General features: G+C 64.7%; 20 protein-coding genes and 1 pseudogene. 13 read left to right on the top strand and 8 right to left on the bottom strand.

What is annotated here, in order from left to right:
• Nucleotides 1–12 precede the first annotated feature (12 nt).
• Nucleotides 13–1,026: a substrate-binding domain-containing protein gene (locus AC0L3O_RS09145; RefSeq protein WP_473536442.1), complete on the bottom strand. Its 1,014-nt coding sequence runs from the start codon at nt 1,024–1,026 to the stop codon at nt 13–15.
• A 201-nt stretch (nt 1,027–1,227) separates the two neighbouring features.
• Between AC0L3O_RS09145 and AC0L3O_RS09140 the strand changes: the two genes are divergently transcribed.
• From AC0L3O_RS09140 to AC0L3O_RS09115, 6 genes are all read left to right on the top strand, one after another.
• A complete protein-coding gene (locus AC0L3O_RS09140) occupies nt 1,228–3,624 on the top strand; it encodes a glucan 1,4-alpha-glucosidase (RefSeq protein ID WP_473615411.1) in 2,397 nt (798 codons plus the stop codon).
• 120 nt (nt 3,625–3,744) lie between these two features.
• Nucleotides 3,745–4,761, top strand: coding sequence for a phosphogluconate dehydrogenase (NAD(+)-dependent, decarboxylating) (gene gnd, locus AC0L3O_RS09135; protein ID WP_473615410.1), 1,017 nt, complete (start codon nt 3,745–3,747; stop codon nt 4,759–4,761).
• A gap of 16 nt (nt 4,762–4,777) precedes the next feature.
• Nucleotides 4,778–6,154 (top strand): glucose-6-phosphate dehydrogenase, encoded by a 1,377-nt coding sequence (gene zwf / locus AC0L3O_RS09130; protein WP_473615408.1) that lies wholly within the window; start codon nt 4,778–4,780, stop codon nt 6,152–6,154.
• 16 nt (nt 6,155–6,170) lie between these two features.
• Nucleotides 6,171–6,875, top strand: coding sequence for an ROK family protein (locus AC0L3O_RS09125; RefSeq protein ID WP_091592274.1), 705 nt, complete (start codon nt 6,171–6,173; stop codon nt 6,873–6,875).
• 147 nt (nt 6,876–7,022) lie between these two features.
• The gene (locus AC0L3O_RS09120; RefSeq protein ID WP_023800548.1) at nt 7,023–7,484 is read left to right on the top strand and encodes a Ros/MucR family transcriptional regulator; all 462 of its coding nucleotides are present in this window, start codon (nt 7,023–7,025) and stop codon (nt 7,482–7,484) included.
• A 300-nt stretch (nt 7,485–7,784) separates the two neighbouring features.
• Nucleotides 7,785–9,026 (top strand): MFS transporter, encoded by a 1,242-nt coding sequence (locus AC0L3O_RS09115; protein WP_091592269.1) that lies wholly within the window; start codon nt 7,785–7,787, stop codon nt 9,024–9,026.
• 36 nt (nt 9,027–9,062) lie between these two features.
• Here the strand turns inward: AC0L3O_RS09115 and AC0L3O_RS09110 are convergent, their stop codons facing one another.
• The 6 genes from AC0L3O_RS09110 to hemC all read right to left on the bottom strand — a co-directional run bounded on the left by AC0L3O_RS09110 (nt 9,063) and on the right by hemC (nt 15,178).
• Nucleotides 9,063–9,779: a glutamine amidotransferase gene (locus tag AC0L3O_RS09110; protein WP_023800550.1), complete on the bottom strand. Its 717-nt coding sequence runs from the start codon at nt 9,777–9,779 to the stop codon at nt 9,063–9,065.
• A gap of 13 nt (nt 9,780–9,792) precedes the next feature.
• Nucleotides 9,793–10,272: a tellurite resistance TerB family protein gene (locus tag AC0L3O_RS09105; protein WP_023800551.1), complete on the bottom strand. Its 480-nt coding sequence runs from the start codon at nt 10,270–10,272 to the stop codon at nt 9,793–9,795.
• Between the two features lie 64 nt (nt 10,273–10,336).
• On the bottom strand, nt 10,337–11,938 hold the full coding sequence (locus AC0L3O_RS09100) for a heme biosynthesis protein HemY (protein WP_128168666.1): 1,602 nt from the start codon (nt 11,936–11,938) through the stop codon (nt 10,337–10,339).
• Nucleotides 11,939–11,948: 10 nt separating this feature from the next.
• Nucleotides 11,949–13,442 (bottom strand): COG4223 family protein, encoded by a 1,494-nt coding sequence (locus AC0L3O_RS09095; RefSeq protein WP_287260884.1) that lies wholly within the window; start codon nt 13,440–13,442, stop codon nt 11,949–11,951.
• 91 nt (nt 13,443–13,533) lie between these two features.
• Nucleotides 13,534–14,250 (bottom strand): uroporphyrinogen-III synthase, encoded by a 717-nt coding sequence (locus AC0L3O_RS09090; protein WP_023800554.1) that lies wholly within the window; start codon nt 14,248–14,250, stop codon nt 13,534–13,536.
• A 1-nt stretch (nt 14,251) separates the two neighbouring features.
• Nucleotides 14,252–15,178: a hydroxymethylbilane synthase gene (gene hemC, locus AC0L3O_RS09085; protein WP_473615407.1), complete on the bottom strand. Its 927-nt coding sequence runs from the start codon at nt 15,176–15,178 to the stop codon at nt 14,252–14,254.
• A 103-nt stretch (nt 15,179–15,281) separates the two neighbouring features.
• On the opposite strand from hemC, the gene tsaD reads away from it, so the two are divergent.
• From tsaD to AC0L3O_RS09055, 6 genes and pseudogenes are all read left to right on the top strand, one after another.
• Entirely contained in the window at nt 15,282–16,367 is a 1,086-nt protein-coding gene (tsaD, locus tag AC0L3O_RS09080) for a tRNA (adenosine(37)-N6)-threonylcarbamoyltransferase complex transferase subunit TsaD (protein ID WP_473615537.1), read from the top strand.
• Nucleotides 16,364–17,374: an NAD(P)H-dependent glycerol-3-phosphate dehydrogenase gene (locus tag AC0L3O_RS09075; RefSeq protein ID WP_287260887.1), complete on the top strand. Its 1,011-nt coding sequence runs from the start codon at nt 16,364–16,366 to the stop codon at nt 17,372–17,374. Before tsaD ends, AC0L3O_RS09075 begins: the two co-directional genes overlap by 4 nt.
• A 25-nt stretch (nt 17,375–17,399) precedes the next feature.
• Nucleotides 17,400–17,696 (top strand): YciI-like protein, encoded by a 297-nt coding sequence (locus tag AC0L3O_RS09070; protein ID WP_473615405.1) that lies wholly within the window; start codon nt 17,400–17,402, stop codon nt 17,694–17,696.
• A gap of 123 nt (nt 17,697–17,819) precedes the next feature.
• Nucleotides 17,820–18,245, top strand: coding sequence for an EVE domain-containing protein (locus AC0L3O_RS09065; RefSeq protein WP_023800559.1), 426 nt, complete (start codon nt 17,820–17,822; stop codon nt 18,243–18,245).
• Nucleotides 18,246–18,298: 53 nt separating this feature from the next.
• Nucleotides 18,299–18,898, top strand: coding sequence for a class I SAM-dependent methyltransferase (locus tag AC0L3O_RS09060; RefSeq protein WP_245277728.1), 600 nt, complete (start codon nt 18,299–18,301; stop codon nt 18,896–18,898).
• A 134-nt stretch (nt 18,899–19,032) separates the two neighbouring features.
• Nucleotides 19,033–19,414 (top strand): annotated as a pseudogene (locus tag AC0L3O_RS09055) (DUF1761 domain-containing protein).
• 68 nt (nt 19,415–19,482) lie between these two features.
• Here AC0L3O_RS09055 and gcvA read toward each other — a convergent pair.
• A complete protein-coding gene (gene gcvA, locus AC0L3O_RS09050; RefSeq protein WP_287218903.1) occupies nt 19,483–20,418 on the bottom strand; it encodes a transcriptional regulator GcvA in 936 nt (311 codons plus the stop codon).
• A gap of 164 nt (nt 20,419–20,582) precedes the next feature.
• On the opposite strand from gcvA, the gene AC0L3O_RS09045 reads away from it, so the two are divergent.
• A complete protein-coding gene (locus AC0L3O_RS09045) occupies nt 20,583–20,819 on the top strand; it encodes a hypothetical protein (RefSeq protein ID WP_128168674.1) in 237 nt (78 codons plus the stop codon).
• Nucleotides 20,820–20,892 lie beyond the last annotated feature (73 nt).

The following is a 20,892-nucleotide window of genomic DNA, read 5'->3' as shown; positions in this document are numbered from 1 at the left end:
AACGTGCCACGCTCACTTGATGTTGGCTTTGATCGCCGCGATGGCGTCTTCCTGCGTGTATTCGTGGCTGGCGACGCCGCCCTTGGGGATGTTCGGCAGCTCGGCCTCGAAATTATTTTGGGTGAAGGCGAGGTATGGCACCAACAGGTCATGCGGCACATCGGTGCGGCCGTCGAGCACCTGCTGCGCCACCCAGAAGGCCAGCGACGACACGCCCGGCGCAATCGACGCCGACCAGGTCTGGTAGCCATCCTTGTCCTTCTGTTCCTTCCACCACTGCAATTCGTCCTGGCGGTTGCCCATGATGATGGTCGGGCGCGGTTTGCCGGCGGCGGCGAAGGCCTGTGCCGCGCCATAGCCGTCGCCGCCCTGATCGACGACGCCGACGATCTCCGGCAGCGACGGCAGGATCGTCGCGACCGCCTTCTGTGCTGTGGTCTGGTCCCAGTCGCCGGTCACCGAACCGACGATCTTGAACTCGGGATGGGCGGCGACACCCTCCAGAATCCCGGCGTGGATGGCGTCGTCGATCGACGTGCCGGCAAGGCCGCGGATTTCCAGCAGATTGCCGCCCTCGGGATGGAACTTGGCCATCTGCTCGACTTCCTGCCTGCCCATGTCCTTGAAGTCGACGACGACGCGGTAGGCGCAGGGCTCGGTGACGATGCCGTCGAAGGAGACGACGACGATGCCGGCATCGCAGGCCTGCTTGACGGCGCCGTTGAGCGCGTCCGGCGAGGCGGCGTTGATGACGATGGCGTCATAGCCCTGCAGGATCAGGTTCTGCACCTGGGCCGCCTGTGTCGGCACTTCCTTGTCGGCCGTCGTGAAGATGTCCGCGGCAGCGACCACCCCGTCGGCGACCGCCTTCTTGGTGACGATGGCATAGCTGTCGAGCATCGCCTGTCGCCACGAATTGCCGGCATAATTGTTGGAAAAGGCGATCTTCTTGTCGCTGGTGTCGGCCAGTGCTGCGCCTGACGCGAGCATCGCTGCAAGGGCACTCAGGACGAGTATCTTCTTCATCTGTTATCCTCCCATGGATTGCTGGTCGTTGTTGGCTGCTGGCGGCTGTTATGACGACCCTCGTTTCAATATTGTCAGACAAATTTAGATGGGCGCACTTGTCAACAGCGATCGATGAAGGTTTGACGATCAACTTGCGGTGCAATGATTGAAAAGGCTTCGGCTCCTGGTCTAGGGGTGGGGCAGGAGATCGAAATCGAGATGGCAGCGACGCCGACTGATGCGCTGGGTGCACCCGGAATTCCGGCGCGCTGGACGTCGAGCGCCAAGAGCGGCATCGGAACCGCGCTTTCGCCGGCCTGTCCTGTCTGGTTCACGATCAGCCACGGCATCCTCAACGAGGTCTATTATCCCCGCCTCGACAGCGCCTGCACGCGAGACATGGGACTGGTCGTCACCGGCCCCGGCTTCTATTTCTCGGAAGAAAAGCGCGATGCCGTGCACAGCCTCGAGCCGTTCGAGGACGGCGTGCCCGCCTACAGGCTGGTCAACACCGCCGCCACCTACTGGATCGAGAAGCGTATCGTTACGGACCCGGAACATCCTGTTTTGCGTCAGGAAATCAGCTTCACGCCGCTGAGACGCACACACGCCGATCACCGCGTCTACGCGCTGCTGGCGCCGCATTTGGTCAACGCCGGCATGGCCAACACCGCCTGGGTCGGCGACCACGAGGGAAGGCCTGTCCTGTTTGCATCGGGACGTGGCGTTTGCCTGGCGCTCGCCTCGTCGCTGCCTTGGGGAGCATGCTCGGCCGGCTATGTCGGTGTCTCCGACGGCTGGCAGCAACTCAGTCGTGACGGCCGACTCGACCCGGCTTGCCGCAGGGCCGAGGACGGCAATGTCGCGCTGACCGGCGAGATCGGCTTTTCGGCTGCGAACCCGACGGCGTTGCTGGCGCTGGGTTTCGGAACGACGCCGCAAGAGGCGGCGGAAAATGCCTCGGCCAGCCTGAAGCGAGGCTTTGCGCCCGCGGCCAAATCCTTTATCGAAAAATGGCGCAAATGGCAGGCTGGCTTGCTGCCGCTGGACCGGCGTGGTGCGGGGATCAACACGTATCGTGTCAGCACGGCAGTTCTGGCAACGCATCGCTCATCCACCGGAGCGGCCGTCGCCAGCCTGTCGATCCCGTGGGGCTTCAGCAAGGGCGACGACGATGTCGGCGGCTATCATCTGGTCTGGCCGCGCGACCTGGTCGAAACCGCGGGCGGTTTCCTCGCCGCCGGCGATCCGGCGCAAGCGCTTGAGATCCTCGCCTATCTCCGCTCGATCCAGCAGCCGGATGGGCATTGGCCGCAGAACGCCTGGCTCGACGGATCAGCCTATTGGCCGGGCATCCAGATGGACGAATGCGCGTTTCCGCTGCTGCTCGCAGACGCGCTGCGCCGGGCTGGGCATCTGGCAGACGCCGCGTTGCGCTCCTTCATGCCGATGGTCGAGCGCGCCGCTTCCTACGTCGTGCGCAACGGTCCGGTCACCGGCGAAGACCGCTGGGAAGAGGATGCCGGCTACAGCCCGTTCACGCTGGCCGTCGAGATCGCAGCCCTGCTGGCCGCGGCCGACCTGTTCGAAACTTGCGGCAAAGCAGAGCCGGCAAATTATCTGCGGGAAACCGCCGATGTCTGGAACGACCAGATCGAGCGCTGGACCTATGTCACCGGCACTCCACTCGGCGAAGAGGTCGGCGTCGAGGGCTATTACGTCCGCATCGCGCCGCCCGACACCGCCGGCGCGGCGTCGCCGAAGGACGGCTATGTGCCGATCAAGAACCGGCCGCCGGGCGATAGCGACCGGCCGGCCGAGGCGATCGTCAGCCCGGATGCGCTGGCGCTCGTCCGCTTCGGCCTCAGGGCCGCCGACGATCCGCGCATCGTCGACACGGTCAGGGTCATCGATGCGCGGCTGCGCTGCGACCTGCCGCAGGGGCCCGTCTGGTATCGCTATACCAGTGACGGCTATGGCGAGCACGCCGACGGCGCGCCCTTCGACGGGTCCGGCCAGGGCCGGCCCTGGCCGCTGCTGCTCGGCGAGCGCGCCCATTACGAACTGGCGGCGGGCCGCAAGGACAAGGCAGCGAGCCTGTTAAAGACCCTGGAGGATTCGGCCGGGTTTGGCGGCCTGCTGCCGGAGCAGGTCTGGGATGGTCCCGACATCGCCGAACACGAACTGCGGCACGGCGGACCGTCGGGCAGCGCCATGCCTCTGGTCTGGGCGCATTCGGAGCATATCAAGCTGCTGCGCTCGCTCAATGACGGCGCCGTCTTCGACATGCCGCCGCAAGGCGTGAAGCGCTACATCGAGGACAGGACCGTGGCGCCGCGCCGGACATGGCGCTTCAATCACAAGCTCCGCGCCATGCCCGCCGGCAAGCTGCTGCGCGTCGAACTGCTGGCCCGGGCGGTGGTCCATTGGAGCAACGACGATTGGGCAACCATCCGTGACGCCGCGACGATCGAGAACGCCTTCGGCATCCATCTCATGGACCTGCCCGTTGCCGATCTCCCGCCGGGCAATATGATCGTCTTTACTTTTTTCTGGCCCGATGCCGGCCGTTGGGAGAATGTCGACTTTTCCGTCGGTATCGACAAGCCGGACTAGAGCATGATCCCGAACCGAAGGTCCGCGTTAGCGAAAAGTGGAAACCGGTTTTCGGAAAAGATCATGCCCCAACAATAGAGCCAGTAGATCTTCTATCCCTCAAGAAGCAGGACGAAAAACATGCAGATCGGAATGATGGGACTGGGCAGGATGGGCGCCAACATGGTGCGGCGCCTGCTGCGCGATGGCCATGAATGCGTGGTCTACGACATCAACCCGGCCAGCGTTGAAGCCCTTGTGTCGGCTGGCGCGATCGGAGCCGCTTCGATGGAGGATTTCGTCGGCAAGCTGACCAAGCCGCGCAGCGCCTGGCTGATGCTGCCGGCGGCGATCACCAGCCGGATCGTCGATCAGGTGGCCGACCTGATGGAGCCGGGCGACATCATCGTCGACGGCGGCAATTCCTATTATCACGAGGCTGTCGACCATGCCGCGCGCCTGGCATTGAAAGGCTTGAACTATGTCGATGTCGGCACCAGCGGCGGCGTCTGGGGCCTCGAGCGCGGCTATTGCCTGATGATCGGCGGCCCCGACAGCGCGGTCCAGCATCTCGACCCGGTCTTCGCCACCCTGGCGCCCGGCGCCGATGCCGGGGTGCCCGCCGCCGGCAAGGATGCCGGAACCGCCCCCTTCGGCTATCTCCACTGCGGACCGAGCGGCGCCGGCCATTTCGTCAAGATGGTCCACAACGGCATCGAGTACGGCGTCATGGCCGCCTATGCCGAGGGCATGAACATCCTGAAGTCGGCGAATGCCGGCAAGCGACAGCGGACCGCCGACGCCGAAACCAGTCCCTTGGAAAACCCGCAATATTACCAGTTCGACATCGATATCGCCGAGGTTGCCGAGGTCTGGCGGCATGGCAGCGTCATCGGCTCCTGGCTGCTCGACCTCACGGCGGGCGTATTGAAGGCCGATTCGGGGCTGACGCAGTTCGGCGGACGGGTTTCGGATTCCGGCGAAGGCCGCTGGACGCTGAAGGCGGCGATCGACACCGGCGTGCCGGCGCCGGTTCTGTCCTCGGCCCTGTTCGACCGGTTCGCCTCGCAAGGCGAATCCGAATTCGCCGACAAGCTGCTGTCCGCCATGCGCTATGCCTTTGGCGGCCATGTCGAAAAGCCGAAGACCGGCTCGTGACGGGGAAGGCACGCTCATGAACCAGGAACGGTCCGACACGCTGGTGCTTTTCGGGGCGACCGGCGACCTCGCCCACAAAAAAATCTTCCCGGCACTTTACGCCATGGTCGCCAAGGGAACGCTCACCGAACCGGTGATCGGCGTCGCTTTCGACGCCTGGGACCTGAAGCAGTTGCAAGCGCGGGCCCACGACGGCATCGGCAAGGCCATCGGCAAGGTCGACGAGAAGATATTCGCGAAACTTGCCTCGCTGCTTCGCTATGTCAGCGGCGACTACCGCAGCGCCGCGACATTCGAGAAGCTGAAAAGCGCGCTCGGGACCGCGCAGCACCCGCTGCACTATCTGGCGGTGCCGCCGACCATGTTCGAGACGGTCATTCAAGGCCTGGAACAGTCGGGCGCGGCCCAGGGCGCGCGCCTGATGGTGGAAAAGCCGTTCGGTCACGATCTGCAATCGGCGCGCTGGCTGAACCGGGTCCTTCACCTGGTCTTCGACGAGCAGTCGATCTTTCGCATCGACCATTATCTCGGCAAGGAGGCGATCCAGAACCTGCTCTATTTCCGCTTCGCCAATTCCTTTCTCGAGCCGATCTGGAACCGCAATTTCGTCGAGAGCGTGCAGATCACCATGGCCGAGGATTTCGGCGTCGAAGGCCGCGGCCGCTTCTACGACGAGGTCGGCTGCATCCGCGACGTCATCGAGAACCATCTGCTCAACATCCTGCTGCTGCTGGCCATGGAGCCGCCCGTTGGCCGCTCGGCCGACGATCTGATCGACGAGAAGGTGCAGGTGCTGCGGGCGATCCGGACGCTGACCAGTGACGATGTCGTGCGCGGCCAGTTCAAAGGCTATCTCAGCGAGCCGGGCGTCGCGCCGAATTCGCCGGTCGAGACCTTCGCGGCGGTGCGTTTCCTCGTCGACACCTGGCGCTGGCGCGACGTGCCCTTCTTCATCCGCGCCGGCAAATGCATGCCGGTGCACGCCACCGAGGTCATCGTGCGGCTGAAGCGGCCGCCGCTCGACGTCTTCGACCCGATCAAACCCGGAGATGCGAATCACGTCCGTTTCCGCATCGACCCGCAGGTGGCGATCTCGATCGGCGCCCAGCGCAAGGCCGCTGGTGACGACATGATCGGCGAGCAGGTCGAACTCACCGCGCTCGACGACAGCAAGGGCGACATGCCGCCCTATGAGCGGCTGATCGGCGACGCCATGAACGGCAACGGCCAGTTGTTCACTCGCCAGGATGCCAGCGAGCTTGCCTGGCGGATCGTCGGCCCGGTGCTTGGCGATACCACGCCGCCACACCTCTATGAGCCGGGAGCATGGGGTCCCGCCGAGGCGATGGCCGGGTTCGGACCGCCGAACGGCTGGATCAACCCGGCGAAATGAACTCGGAGGCGACGCAATGGCCAAGGCGGCGAAAAAGCAAGCACCGGACAGCGAAAAGATCGTGCTTGCGATCGATATCGGCGGCTCCCATGTCAAGATCCTCACCAGCGCCGGCGGCGAGGAGCGCAGAGCCGATTCCGGGCCTGGCCTGACGCCGCAGCAGATGATCGCCGTCGTGCAGACGCTCGCCGATGGCTTGCCCTACGATGTCGTCTCGATCGGTTATCCAGGCCCGGTGCACCACAACAGGCCACTGGCCGACCCCGCCAATCTCGGCAAGGGTTGGGTCGGATTTGACTTCGCAACGCAGTTCGGCAAGCCGGTGAAGCTGGTCAACGACGCGCTGATGCAGGCCGTCGGCAGCTATGAAGGCGGGCGCATGCTGTTCCTGGGTCTCGGAACCGGACTCGGTGCTGCGATGATCCTCGACAACGTCGCCCAGCCGATGGAACTCGCGCATCTTCCCTACAAGAAGGGCAGCAGCTTCGAGGACTATGTCGGCGAACGCGGCCTTGAAAAGCGCGGCAAGAAGAAATGGCGCAAACACGTTTTCGACGTCGTCGAGCGGCTGCGCGGCGCCCTTCAGCCTGACTATGTGATCATCGGCGGCGGCAATGTCGACAAACTCGACGAATTGCCTGCCGGTTGCGAGCGTGGCGACAACACACGCGCCTTCGAAGGGGGATTTCGACTGTGGCGCGACAAATCCCTGATTGTCTGATATTATAGCGGTTCGAGGCCAAACCTGTTGATCTGGCCCGGCCGTTAGTATTGTTATTCAAAATAATGTGTAGCGTGGTGCGGCGTCATTGCGTTATGCAGATTTGCCGACTAGGAATTCTGCGACCCCACTAACGGAGAAAATAGATTGACCGACGACAGCAACAAAGCCCGCAAGGACATCGACCTTCTCGAGCTGACCGCTCACATCGTGTCCGCTTACGTCGAGAAGAACCGCTTGCCCGCTTCCGGCCTCGGCGATCTCATCGCCAGCGTCAGCGCGTCGATAGGTGGGCTCGGCCAGCCCGCCGTTCCGGTCGCAGCACCGCTGATCCCGGCGGTCAATCCCAAGAAATCGGTGACGCCGGATTACATCATCTGCCTCGAAGACGGCAAGAAGTTCAAATCCCTGAAACGCCATATCGGCGTTCATTTCGGACTGACGCCGGATGCCTACCGAGCCAAATGGGGCTTGCCGGCTGACTATCCGATGGTCGCCCCGACCTATGCGGCCTCGCGCTCGCAGTTGGCCAAGGCGATCGGCCTTGGCCGCAAGGCCGCCCCGCCGGCGCCGGTCAAGAAGACCAGGAAGCCCAAGGCCACGGTCTGACGCGCTCGAAGTCGCCTTTGACGCTCGAGATTGGCGAAAGCCGTCGCGACGTCCAATCTCCCCCCTTGGGGGGAGATGTCCGGCAGGACAAGAGGGGGCGCGGGGAGAACTCGACCTGCGCGCCTAATAACCCTTCCACCTCCGCCGAGCTGTGCAATTAGCATGGTAGCCGGAAATCCTTGATCCAGAGCCGATTTTTGCGCGCGCCTCGCACCGAACTGCGCTAAAAGCGCGGTGGTCGGACCAGCGCCCTCGTGGAAGTGCCCCGCCGGCCGACTTCCTTGCCACGGGGCCTGATTCATGACACCCGAACCTCACGCACCGCCCGACCGGCGCTATGCCGCCTTCCGGCACAAACCCTTCCTGAGCTATTGGGCGGCACGCTTCCTCGCCACATTCGCCACCCAGATCGTATCCGTCGCCGTCGGCTGGCAGGTCTACGACCTGACCCGCGATCCGTTCGATCTCGGCCTTGTCGGCATTGTCCAGTTCCTGCCTTCGCTGCTGCTGGTGCTGATCACCGGGGTGGTCGCTGACCGTTTCGGCCGTCGCCTGATCATGGCGCTGATGGTGCTGCTGGAGGCGATCTGCGCGCTGGCCCTGCTGCTGCTGACGCTGCGCGGTCTTAGCGGACCGGGATTGATCTTCGGCGTGCTCGCCATGTTCGGCATCGCGCGCGCCTTCTTCGGACCGGCAGCGGCGTCGCTGTTCGCCAACCTCGTGCCGCCGGAGGATTTCGGCAACGCGATCGCCTGGAATTCGTCCGCCTGGCAGACGGCGACCATCGTCGGACCGGTCGCCGGCGGCCTGCTCTACGGGCTCTCGGCGCAAGCGGCATACGGCACCGCTGCCGTTCTGATGTTTGTCGCCGCGGTGCTGGTCTTCACCATCCCAAAGCCTGCCCAGCGCAGCGAGACCGACAGGCCGACGATGCAGACCCTGTTTGCCGGCTTCGGCTATATCTGGAGCGAGAAGATCGTGCTCGGCGCCATTTCGCTCGATTTGTTCGCCGTGCTTTTGTCCGGCGCCACGGCGCTGCTGCCGGTCTATGCGCGCGACATCCTCGAACTCGGCCCTTGGGGCCTGGGACTGTTGCGTTCGGCGCCGGGCATCGGCGCCATCTGCGTTGCCATCTGGCTGGCCGGACATCCGATCCGCAACCATGCCGGCGTGGTCATGCTCGGCTTCGTCGCGCTGTTCGGCGCCTTCACGGTGCTGTTCGGCCTTTCCACCATCACCTGGCTGTCGATCGCAGCGCTCGCCTTGCTCGGCGCCGCCGACATGTTCAGCGTCTACATCAGAGAGACGCTGATCCAGCTGTGGACGCCGGACAAGGTTCGCGGCCGCGTCAACGCCGTCAATCAGGTTTTCGTCGGCGCCTCCAACGAACTCGGCGAATTCCGCGCCGGCACCATGGCGGCATTGATCGGCACCGTGCCCGCGGTGGTGATCGGCGGCGTCGGCGCAGTCGTTGTCGCCGGGCTGTGGGCGGTGCTGTTCCCGCAGTTGCGCAAGGTGCGCCACCTCAACGGGCGAAACTGATCCTAGGGCACTCTGATCCGGGCAAACTAGATCAGATCAGGACAGCGCCGGCTTGCCGAAGATCGTCTGCAGGAATTCGCCGAGCCAGCGCTTGAGATGCATGTCCCAGATCAGCCGGCCGCCGAGATGATCGCGACCGGGCTGCGCGCCGGGCAACTCGAAGCGATGCGCGCCGCGAACGACCCAGCGCTGCATCATCGCCCTTGTCAATTCGCCATGGAACTGGATGCCCCAGGCATTGTCGCCATAGCGAAAGGCCTGGTTGGGATAGGTTTCGGCCGTCGCCAGCAGCGTCGCGTCCTTCGGCAGCGAAAAGCCCTCGCGGTGAAACTGATAGACCATCTCAGGCCAGCGCATCAGCTTCTTGCCGTCCTCGGTCGCTGTCAGCGGATACCAGCCGATCTCGACCAGCCCCTCGCCATGACCCTCGACCTTGCCGCCAAGATGGTTGACCAGCATCTGCGCGCCGAGGCAGATGCCGAGCAACGGCCGGTTCTCCCGGAGCGGCACTTTTAGCCAGTCGGTCTCACGGCGGACGAAATCGTCCTCGTCATTGGCGCTCATCGGTCCGCCGAACACCACGGTTCCGGCATGACCGTCCAGTGTTTCCGGCAAGGCGTCGCCGAGCGGCGGGCAGCGGAGATCAAGGTCGAAGCCTTCTTCGATAAGCATGTGGCCGACGCGCCCGGGGCTCGAACTCTCCTGATGCAGCACGATCAGGATTTTTGGTCTCGGCCTCGGCGTGGGTGGCATGGGGAAATCCCGTCTATTCGTCGCTCGATGTTCCAGCCGCGCCCGGCACTTCGGCGGCCGCCTTGCGGCGTGCCTCGACGCGGTCGTGGCGTTCGACATCCATCAGCTCGGCGACGCGCCAGACGATATTGTCCTCGAGCTCGTGCAATTCGCCATCGGCATAGACGATTTCCCACATCAGGCCGATGAAGGCTTTTCGCGCGTCCGGATCGAGCTGACGCTTCAAAACGCTGGTGAAGGCGTAGAGGTCGATCGCCTCATTGTCGGCCCGCTCGCCGGCAGCGGCAAGCGCGTCGAGCTCGTCGCCGCTGATCGAATAGCTTTCCGCCAGCACCGCCTTGAACCGCTCCCATTCGGCATCCTGACGCACGCCGTCGGCACTCATCACATGGTAGAGAAGGGCGGATGCAGCAACGCGCGGATCATCGGCGTTGTTGCGGGCGCGGCCGTCTGCCGGCAGGTCCTTCAGAAACGACAGAACGCGTTCTAACATGTGATTCCTGCTTCCCATCCGCCAAAACTTTCAAGCTCAGCCAAACTTTTCAAGCTCAGCCAAATCAAAACAATCGAAACTTGCGTGGTGATTTTTGCTCTTCGTCATCCGGATCGACGCCGGGATCGTCGGGCAACCGGGCCATTTCCTCCGCCGGTTCGGCAGCGTCGCCATCCGGCGGCACTGCGGCAGACGCCGTGGCGGTGACCGGCGCAACATCGTCTTCGTCAGTTTCCGATGCCGCCACGGCGGTCGGTCTTTCGGCCGAACCAGCGGGGTTCAGCTCGATCACATTTTCCTTTTCCGGCTTCGTTGGCGCTGCAATTGTCGGCACCGCGGCGTCCGGCGCATCCTCGTCACTGTCGATGAGTTGGCCGAGCCGCTCCATCGGCGCACGCCACTCGAAGGCGTCGAGCTTGCCGGTGATCGGCGACACCGGCGCCCAGCGTTCGGAAACGACGCCGTCGGCGACCCAGGCCGGATCGCGCGGTGCACGCACTGCCTTGGACAAAAGCTGCCGCACCTTGCCCTGATCGCCGGTCTCTGCCTCCTCGATGTCGGCCAGAAGCAGATAGGCGCCTTCGCGGCGATCCATGCGGATAGCCGCCTCGGCCTCTTTGCGGGCGGTTGAAAAGTCCTGCGCGTCGAGCGCGGCGCGCGCCACCGCCAGCGACGATTCGGCGTGGTTCTTCTTCATCTCCTGCAGCTTCTTCGCCCGGTTCAGCCGGTCGAGCACGGCATCGCCTGGCCGGGCGTGGGTGTAAAGCTCGGCGATCTCTGGATGCGGCTCGGCTTTCCACGCCGTTTCGAGGATCTTCGCGCCCTTGCGCACATCATTCTGTCTGAACAGCAGTTTGGCTGCGATCCCCGCCGCCGGCGCGAAATCCGGCCGCAGCCGGTTGGCCTCCAGAGCAGCGGTTTTGGCGGCATTGGGATCGCTGTCGATCAGCGCCTGCGCCTTGGCGGTGAGCAGCACGGCGCGACGCCGGTTGGCGGCATCGCGCTCGATCTGCCGCGTCGATTTCTGCGCCTCGACCAGTTTCAGCGCGCCGTCCCAGTCGCCGCGCCCGGTCAGGTCTTCCAGCGTCGATTCGGCGGCCCAGGCTAACTGCGGCGCCATCGCCGCGGCGCGGCCGGCGTAGTGCCGCGCCGCGTTGCGGTCGCCGAGGCGTTCGGCCTCGAGATAAAGCCCGCGCAGGCCGAGCAGCCGCATTTCGGGATCGTCGAGCATGGTCTCGAACTTTTCGCGGGCACCCTCATGGTCGCCTTCGAGCAGCGAGGCTTGCGCCTCCAGCAATTGGATCAGCGGCTCCTGGTCGGAGCGGATCAGCTTTGCCGCTTCCTTGGTCTTCTTGCGGGCGAGCGCCCCGTCACCGGCGCCGGCGGCAATCATACCGGTCGACAGCGCCTGATAGCCACGATCGCGACGGCGCACGCGGAAATAGCGCGAGATGGTGTAGGGGCTGTTCCACAGCGCCTTGAGCAGCCACCAGACGATCATCACCGCGGCAACCACGGCAACGACCGCCACCGCTGCCACCATCAGGCTGACCTGGTATTGATAGCCGCTGAAGGTGACGACCATCTCGCCTGGCCGGTCGGCCAGCCAGGCGAAGCCCAGCCCGAGCGCGAAAACCACGGCGAGGAAAAGCAGAATGCGAATCATCGGGTTTCCCTCACGCCTTCATCGCACTGGCGATCAGCGCGTCGACCTGCTTCTCGACCTCGATTCGCGCCTTCAGTTTGCCGGCAAAATCGGCGCCGGCCGCCTTCACCGCCTCGGGCAGCATATCGTATTCGCTGAGCGCCTTGGCGTAATCGCCCTGATCGACCGCCACCTCCATGCGAGCGACGATTTCCGGAGCGCCAGCGCCTTCGACTGCACCGATCGGCCTGACCTTGACCAGCGATTGCGCGCTCGACAGCAGGTTTTGCAGGAAGCCGGCATTCGGGTCGACGGGCTCGGAGGCAGCGACCATGGCATTGGCGGCGGCAGGCATTTCGGTTGCGATCTCCGCCCGGGTCGGAACGCCCGTTTCGGCGTAGGGACGCAAGGCTGCGATCTCTGGAGCATCCGGCGAAATCGCCGCAAAGGTTTCGAGTTCGGCGGCGAATGGCGCACCACGGTCGAGTGCTGCCTTCAGCGCCGATGCGGCGATGGCGAGCGCAACCTTGGGCTGCCCGGCCTGTGCCTCGACCTTGCCGGAAAGCTGAGACACCGACTGTTCCAGCGCTGCAAGCCGGCCGTCCTGTGCCTTCGCCGTCTCGCCGGCGGATTTCACCGCCGCGTCGAGCCCGGCCAGCTTTTCGTTGAGCGGTCCGAGATCGACCGGCGCCGTGTTGCCGGTCTGGCCAAGCGCCGCAACCGCCGTCTCGATCTGCCTGACCTTGTCGCCGAGGGCTGCAAGCCCGGCTGTGTCGCCTGCTCCGCCCTGCTCGATCGCCGATTTCAGCGCCGCGACATCCGTTTTGACCTGATCCAGCGCTGACGACAGCCCGTCCACCTTGGCCGAGGCGTCATTATTGCCGGCTGTATCCTTGAGCCCGGCAATCTCGCTCTTCAGCGCAGCGATTTCGCTGTTGACGCCATCGAGCGACACGCCGCTCGAGGATAAATCGCCAACCCCTGGCGCGCCGAGCAGGCCGGCAAACTGCAGCCCTCCGGCGGCAGCCAGCGCGATGACGCCGCCGATAATGCCGGCAGCGATGCCGTTGATGCCGCCACGCTTCGGCTGCGCTGCCATGTCTTCAGTCCCTGCCTGGGTTTCCTTCGGCGCGTCTGCGGCGCCCGCCTTGGCCGAAGCGTCCTTGGCCGATGCGTCGTCGAAACTGTAGTCGAAGGCCCGCTTCGCCGATGCCTCCGAGCCGGCCGGATAAGTCGGTTTGGGCCCTTCAGGAGTTTTGGCACCGCCCTCGGCCGGCTGTTCCGAGCCGTCCGGCGGGGCCGCTTCGGCATGTTCCCACGGCTCGATGTCGGTCTGGTCGGCATGGACGGGTTCTTCAGGCGCTTCCGGCTGCGACGCGCTTGCCGCCTCCTCCGCCTTCGCCTCGTCGGTCCGCCCGTTGGCGGCATCCTCGTCGGCAACGCGCGAGACAGCGCCGGGATCGAGCTCGATGGTCACCGGCTCGCGACGGCTTTTCGAATGCCGCATCTTCGGCGTCTTGACCATGCTTGGGCTCCGCAAATTTCGCTTCGGGATGGTTCAGGAAGGGTCTAGCACATCACCAAGCGGTGAAAAGGGGCGGCGTGATGACACGGGGTCAAGGTGACGTCCGCAAAAGCTCCAGCAGCGCCTCCTCGCTGGGCTCCGGCGCAACGCGGAGCTGTTCTGAGGCAACCGTCTCCAAGGCTGCGGCGATACGTCCGGACAGCGCAAAAAAACATGTCTTTTTAAAAAGCTCACGCAGCGCCGGCCGCCCAGCCAGTGCCTGCAGCGCTGTGGCGGCCTTGGCCGAAAAGAGCAGCACCGCCTCGACCGGCAGGCCGGACAAGCGCGCAAGAACGGCCTCATCGGAATAATCCAGCGCGACAGTGTCATAGGTCTCAACGGCGCGAACCTGAACGCCTGCCGACTGCAGCCGCTGCTCGAAACCCGAATAACGCACCCGCCCGCACAAATAGACGATGGTTTGTCCGGCGCAATCGCCGGCAAGCGCATCCGCCAGCGCCTCGGCATCGCCCGGCCCTTCGCTGACCGACAGAAACCCGGCCGCACGGGCGGCCTGCGCTGTCCGTCTGCCGACGGCATGGCAAGGCAAACCGGCGAGCGCCGCGCTGATTTCTTTCGGCGCATGGCGCACGGCATTGGCGCTGGTGACGGCAACGGCCGCGGTATTGGCTGCGACCCTGTCCGGATCAACCGGCAGCGCCACCGTTTCGGTCAGCGGCAGCAGGATCGGCTTAAAACCCAAGTCCTCAAGCCGCTGTGCCGTGCGCGAGGCGCCCGGCTCCGGCCTCGTCACCAGGACGCGACGCATATCAGGCCCAGCCGTCGAAGAATTTTTCGCCGGCCTTGGCCCGCACGGTCCTGGCGGCATCGTCGCCGATGCGCGCGGCATCCTGCGCCGGGCCTTCCGCCTTGACCTCATGCGATTGCGCGCCGTCCGGCGAGATGATCAGCCCGCCGAAGAACACCGTTTCGGCCGATATCGTCGCATGGCCGGCAATCGGCGTGCGGCAGGAACCGTCGAGCGCCGCCAGGAAAGCGCGTTCGCAGGCCAGCGCCTGCCCGGTCGGCACGTCGTGGACTGCCGTCAGCATTCTTTCCACATCGAGGTCGCCGATGCGGCTTTCGATGCAGATCGCGCCTTGCCCCGGCGCCGGCGGAAAGCTGTCGAGCGGCATCAGGTCGGTGACGACATCTTCGAGCCCGAGCCGCTTCAGCCCGGCATAGGCAAGGATGGTGCCGTCGGCGATGCCCTCGTCGAGCTTGCGCAGCCGCGTCTGCACATTGCCGCGGAACATCACCACGTCGAGATCCGGCCGCATCCGCCGGATCAGCGCCTGACGCCGGAGCGACGACGAACCGACCTTCGCGCCGTGCGGCAATCCGGCGATCGTTTTGGCCGCCTTGCCGACGAAGGCGTCGCGGGCATCCTCGCGCGGCAGGAAGGCAGACAGTTCCAGCCCGTCGGGCAACACCGTCGGCATGTCCTTCGACGAATGCACGGCGATGTCGATGCGGCGCGCCAGCAGCGCCTCCTCGATTTCCTTGGTGAACAGCCCCTTGCCGCCGGCTTCCGACAGCGGCCGGTCCTGGATGCGATCGCCGCTGGTCGAGATGACGACCACCTCGAATGCCTCAACCGGCATGCCGTGAGCGGCCATCAGCCGCGCCTGCGTTTCATGCGCCTGCGCCAGCGCCAGCGGGCTGCCGCGTGTTCCGATTTTCAAGGTTGTTTGCATGGCGCGCTGTCCGTGATAACCCCCGGCAGATCGAGGCCGTTTCCGGGCTTTCTCCTAACGGGGAAAGGCTGGTTGCACAATCTCCAGGGATGGCAACGAATTGATCCGCGTTCTGGGCATTGAGACGAGTTGCGACGAGACCGCCGCCAGCGTGGTAGCGCTGGACGGCGGCGGCGCGCCGAAAATCCTGGCTGATATCGTGCTCAGCCAGATCGAAGAGCATGCCGCCTTCGGCGGCGTCGTCCCGGAAATCGCCGCGCGTGCCCATGTCGAGGCGCTGGACGGCATCATCGAGGCCGCGCTTGCCGATTCAGGCGTCCATCTCGCCGATATCGACGCGATCGCTGCGACCGCCGGCCCCGGCCTCGTCGGCGGTCTGATCGTCGGGCTGATGACGGCCAAGGCGATCGCAGCCGCGGCGAACAAGCCGCTGATCGCCATCAACCACCTCGAAGGCCATGCGCTGACCGCGCGGCTGACCGACGGGCTCGACTTTCCCTATCTGTTGCTGCTGGTGTCCGGCGGCCACACGCAGATCGTCGCGGTGCGCGGCGTTGGTGACTACCAGCGCTGGGCGACGACCATCGACGATGCGCTCGGCGAAGCTTTTGACAAGACGGCCAAGATGCTCGGCCTGCCCTATCCAGGCGGGCCGAATGTCGAGAAGGCGGCGGCGACCGGCGACGCCGCGCGCTTCGCCTTCCCGCGGCCGATGAAGGGCTCGGCGCAGCCCGATTTTTCCTTTTCCGGGCTGAAGACCGCCGTGCGCCAAGCAGCGACGGCCATTGCCCCTTTGAGCGACCAGGACGTCGCCGACATCTGCGCCTCCTTCCAGGCGGCGGTTGCGGATGCGCTGGATGACCGTGTTTCGAGGACGCTGAACCGTTTCCGCCAGGAGTTTCCGAGCGAGCTGAAGCCTGCGCTCGTCGTTGCAGGCGGTGTCGCCGCCAACCGGACGATCAAGACGACACTCGAAGCCCTGTGCGAGAAGGCCGGTTTTGCTTTCGTCGCGCCGCCGCTCAAGCTCTGCACCGACAATGCGGCGATGATCGCCTGGGCCGGCATCGAGCGGCTGCGCGCCGGCATATCGGGTGAAAACACCGCTGATTTCGTGCCGCGTTCGCGCTGGCCGCTGGACAGCATCTCCGCTCCGATGGTCGGCTCGGGCCGGCGCGGAGCCAAGGCATGAGCGGCAGCGGGCACGAGGTACCAAGCGGCTGGCGCATTGCCGTGCTCGGCGGCGGTGCCTGGGGCACGGCGCTGGCGCTGGCCATGCTGCGCGCCAGCCATTTCGTCCGCCTTTATGCGCGCGACCCGGAGACCGTCGCCGCGATCGACCGTGGCGAAAATCCGCGCTATCTGCCGGGCATCGCGCTCCAGGCCGGCATCGTGGCAACGAGCGACATCGAGGCTGCGCTCGACGGCGCCGACTGCGTTCTGGCGGTGGCGCCGGCGCAGTCGCTGCGCGCCATGCTGGCCACCGCGAAAGCCCATATGCCGAAGGACGTCCCGCTGGTCCTCTGCGCCAAGGGCATCGAGCGCGACACCGGCGCATTGCTGTCGGCGGTCGCTGGAGAGACCCTGCCTGAAAATCCGGTCGCCGCCCTGTCCGGGCCGAGCTTCGCCACTGACGTCGCCAGGGGGCTGCCGACGGCCGTGGTGGTCGCCGCCGGCAATGAGGGTCTGGCGGCCGACCTGGCCGCACGCTTTTCGGCGCAGAATCTGCGCTGCTATTCGAGCGACGACCTCATCGGCGTCGAGATCGGCGGCGCGCTGAAGAACGTCTTCGCCATTGCCGCCGGTGCGGTCACCGGCGCCGAGCTCGGCGCCAGCGCCCAGGCCGCCATGGTGACGCGCGGCTTTGTCGAATTGCGCCGCATCGGCGCCGCCTTCGGCGCCAGGCCGGAAACGCTGATGGGACTTTCCGGTCTCGGCGACCTGTTGCTCACCTGCTCGTCCGCCCAGTCGCGCAATTTCGCCTACGGGCTGGCGCTGGGGCAAGGCAAGCCGCTTGCCGGGCTGCCCTTGGCCGAAGGGGTGCCGACGGCGGCGATCGCCGCCCGCATCGCCACCGAGCGCAACATCGACGCGCCGATCATCACCGCCGTCGCCGCCATACTGGACGGCACGATCACCATCCGCCAGGCTGTGTCGGCGCTGATGACAAGGCCGCTGAAGACCGAAACCGACGTGTAATGTTGAACAATCCGGAGATGGAAAGATGCTGTTTGCGCTGATTTGCAAGGACAAGCCTGGAAGCCTGCAGGTGCGGCTCGATACGCGGCCCGAGCATGTTGCCTTTTTTGAGGGACTGAACGGCGAGAACAAGCTGGCCTTCGCCGGTCCGTTCCTCGACGCCGACGGCAAGCCGAACGGCAGCCTCGTCGTGGTTGAGGCGCCCGATCTGGAGGCGGCAGAAGCGCTATCGGCGGCAGACCCCTTTGCCAGGGCAGGGCTGTTCGAAAGCGTCGAAATCCGGCAATGGAATTGGACCTTCAACAAGCCAGTGAGTGCATGACTCCGAAAATCGGAATCGATTTTCGGAGAGGATCATGCGCAAAATCAAAGTGCTACAGCGTCCTTTGCGCGTCTGAAAGACGCGCGGCGCTGCAGCTGATCTCCAGCCGCGGAGGAGCAAAAAATGAACTACTGGCTGTTCAAATCCGAACCCTCGGTCTTCTCCTTCGAGGACCTCAAGGCGAAGAGCAAGGCCGGCACGCAATGGGACGGCGTGCGCAACTATGCGGCGCGCAACAACATGAAGGCGATGCAGATCGGCGATCTCGGCTTCTTCTACCATTCCAACGACGGGCTCGACGTGGTCGGCATCGTCGAGGTCTGCGCGCTGGCCCATCAGGACACCACTACTGACGATCCGCGCTGGGAATGTGTCGATATCCGCGCCGTCAAGGATGTGCCGAAGCCGGTGACGCTGGAGCAGGTCAAGGCCAACCCCAAGCTTGCCGAGATGGCGCTGGTCCGGCTCGGACGACTTTCCGTGCAGCCGGTGACGCCGGCCGAATGGAAAGAGGTCTGCCGCATGGGCGACCTGACGCCGGCGCCGTGACGGCGCTGACGCCAAACAGCGCGAGAAACTTCATCCTCGACAACACGGCGCTGATGGCACCGCCGCATGTGCCGGAGATGCTGCTGCATCTGGCCGACGAGGCGCATGATCTGTGGCAGCGGACAGAGGACGAACTGGCCGAAATCGGTCTGCCGCCGCCTTTCTGGGCCTTCGCCTGGGCCGGCGGCCAGGGCCTTGCCCGCTACATCCTCGACAATCCGTCTGATGTGCAGGGCAAGCGCGTGCTCGACTTTGCCTCCGGTTCCGGCCTTGTCGCCATTGCGGCAGTGAAGGCCGGCGCGGCAGAGGTGATCGCCGCCGACATCGACCCGTTCTGCGCGACCGCGATCCGCCTCAACGCCGAGGCCAATGGCGTCGGGATAATGTTTCTTGGCACCGACTGCATCGGAACCGATGCGGGCTGGGATGTGGTCCTGGCCGGTGACGTCTTCTACGACAAATCCTTCGCCGACCGGCTGAAGCCATGGTTCGCGACGCTCAAGGCGCGTGGCGCCGACATCCTCGTTGGCGATCCCGGCCGCTCCTATCTGCCGAAAGCTGGACTGGAGCCGCTCGCCGTCTACGACGTGGCGGTAACCCGGGCGCTGGAAGACGCGCTGGTCAAACGCACCACCGTCTGGCGGTTTTCTTGACGGCATCGCCGAACAGGCGTTCCATCACGCTTCGATTTTGAGAATACGCATGCCGTTGTCCCAAAACCGCTGGGCTCCCCCGGCTCGGGTCCCGAGGGCATGCTTTTGAGCGACATGCTTCCGGGGAGGAAACCATGGATTTTTCAGCAGTGAACTGGCTGGCGGTGATCGTCGCCGCGGTGGTGGCGTGGTTGTTCGGCGCTTGCCTGGTACATGGGCCTGAGCAAGCCGTGGCTAAAGGCCACCAGGCTTGATCCGGCGACCATGAGTAAATCGCCGCTGCCCTTCGTCATCAGCTTCGTCGCGGAAATTGTCATGGCGCTCGTCATGTCTCTGATCGTCGCAGCGATGACCGGTGGCGAACCGAGCCTCGTTGCCGGGCTCGTCTTCGGCTTCGTTCTCTGGTTCGGATTCGTCGCCACGACGCTATCCGTCAATCATCGCTACCAAGGGTTCGACTGGGACTTGATCGGCGCGGTGATCGGTTGGTTCGGCGCGGCGGATGTCGCGGGCTGACGCTGCCGACATGAAAGTAGGTCGACGACTGCCGGCTGATCACTCAGAGCGACCTGAAGCTCATCCAATCATCCAAGCGTCGGCTCCGGCTGCGGGTTGTGAACTTCGTTGAGGAGCCAATCCCTGAACGCCACGATCCTGGGATCATTGGCGGATGCGACGGGATAGACCAGGAAGTAGGCGAAGTCGGGCGGAACCTTGATGCCAAGTTCGAAGGGCCGGATCAGCCGGCCCTCGGAAAGGTCGCTCGCCACCATGGCAAAATCGGCGAGCGCAACGGCATTGCCGTCGAGCGCGGCCTGAACGGCGTCGGTCGAGGTGCCGAACACGATCGTCCGGCTGTCGTCGAAATCGTCGACGCCGGCCGCCGCCATCCACATCCGCCAGTTTGGCCAGGTCACGCCCTGTCGCGCCCACTCGATGTGGGCGAGCGTGTGATGGAAGAGATCGCGTGGCTCGCGCAGCGGCGGGCCGGAGGCCAGCAGGCTGGGGCTGCACACAGGGATGATGATGTTGTCGAACAGCCGGTGGGTGCAAAGACCGGGATATTTTCCCGCGCCGAAACGGATGCCGACATCGACGTCGTCCAAGTCGAAATCGCGCAATTCAGAGGCAATGTCGAAGCGGAGCTCGATGCCCGGTCGCTGCTTGCGAAAATCATCGACGCGTCGCATCAGCCATTTTGTCGCAAACTGGGCGTCGAGTGTCACTTTCAGCAACGCCGTTCCACGCGCCAGCTTGTGCGCCCGTGAGACGGCGCGGCCAAGCAGGTCGAGCGCGTCGGTCGAGGCCTCGAACAGCACCGCGCCCGCCTCGGTCAGCCGGATGGTGCGGCTGGTGCGCGTGAACAGCACGATGCCGAGCTGATCCTCGATCTCCTTGATCTGGTGGCTGACCGCGGCCGGGGTCAGGCCAAGTTCGTCCGCGGCGCGGGTGAAATTGAGGTGCCGGGCGGCTGCTTCCAGCGTCCTCAGTGCACGGGTTCCAGGCAGCAGGCGCGCCATCAGAATAGGACGAGGAGAGGCCGGTCGAGCATTTCCAATCCTCAAACAAAACTTGAAGATGCAGAGAAAACTACTCGTTTCTCGTTTTGATTTCAATCCGTCATGATGTGACCATCGTACAAACGTCAAACCGGACTTGATGTCTGGAGAAGCCGGATTGCACCATGTCTCACATCGTCTTGAGTCCTGTAACCGTCCGCCCGGCCTGGCTGCGCGCGGTGTCTGATTGGTTCCGCCATGCAAAAATGGCAGTCAACCTCCCGCCCGAGAACGTCGACGACCTTTCGGACCGCCAATTGCGCGACATCGGTGCCGAGCGCAAGGATGTCGCGCGCGCGATGGATCGGGAACTCGGCCGGTTGGGTCTGCTCGATATCGGCTGGCAAAGGCCGCGGACGTAGTGAGTAGTGAGTAGTGAGTAGTGAGTAGTGAGTAGTGAGTAGTGAGTAGTGAGTAGTGAGTAGTGAGTAGTGA

This window comes from Mesorhizobium sp. WSM4810 (genome assembly GCF_055811235.1).
This window is presented reverse-complemented; position numbering and strand designations above follow the sequence as displayed.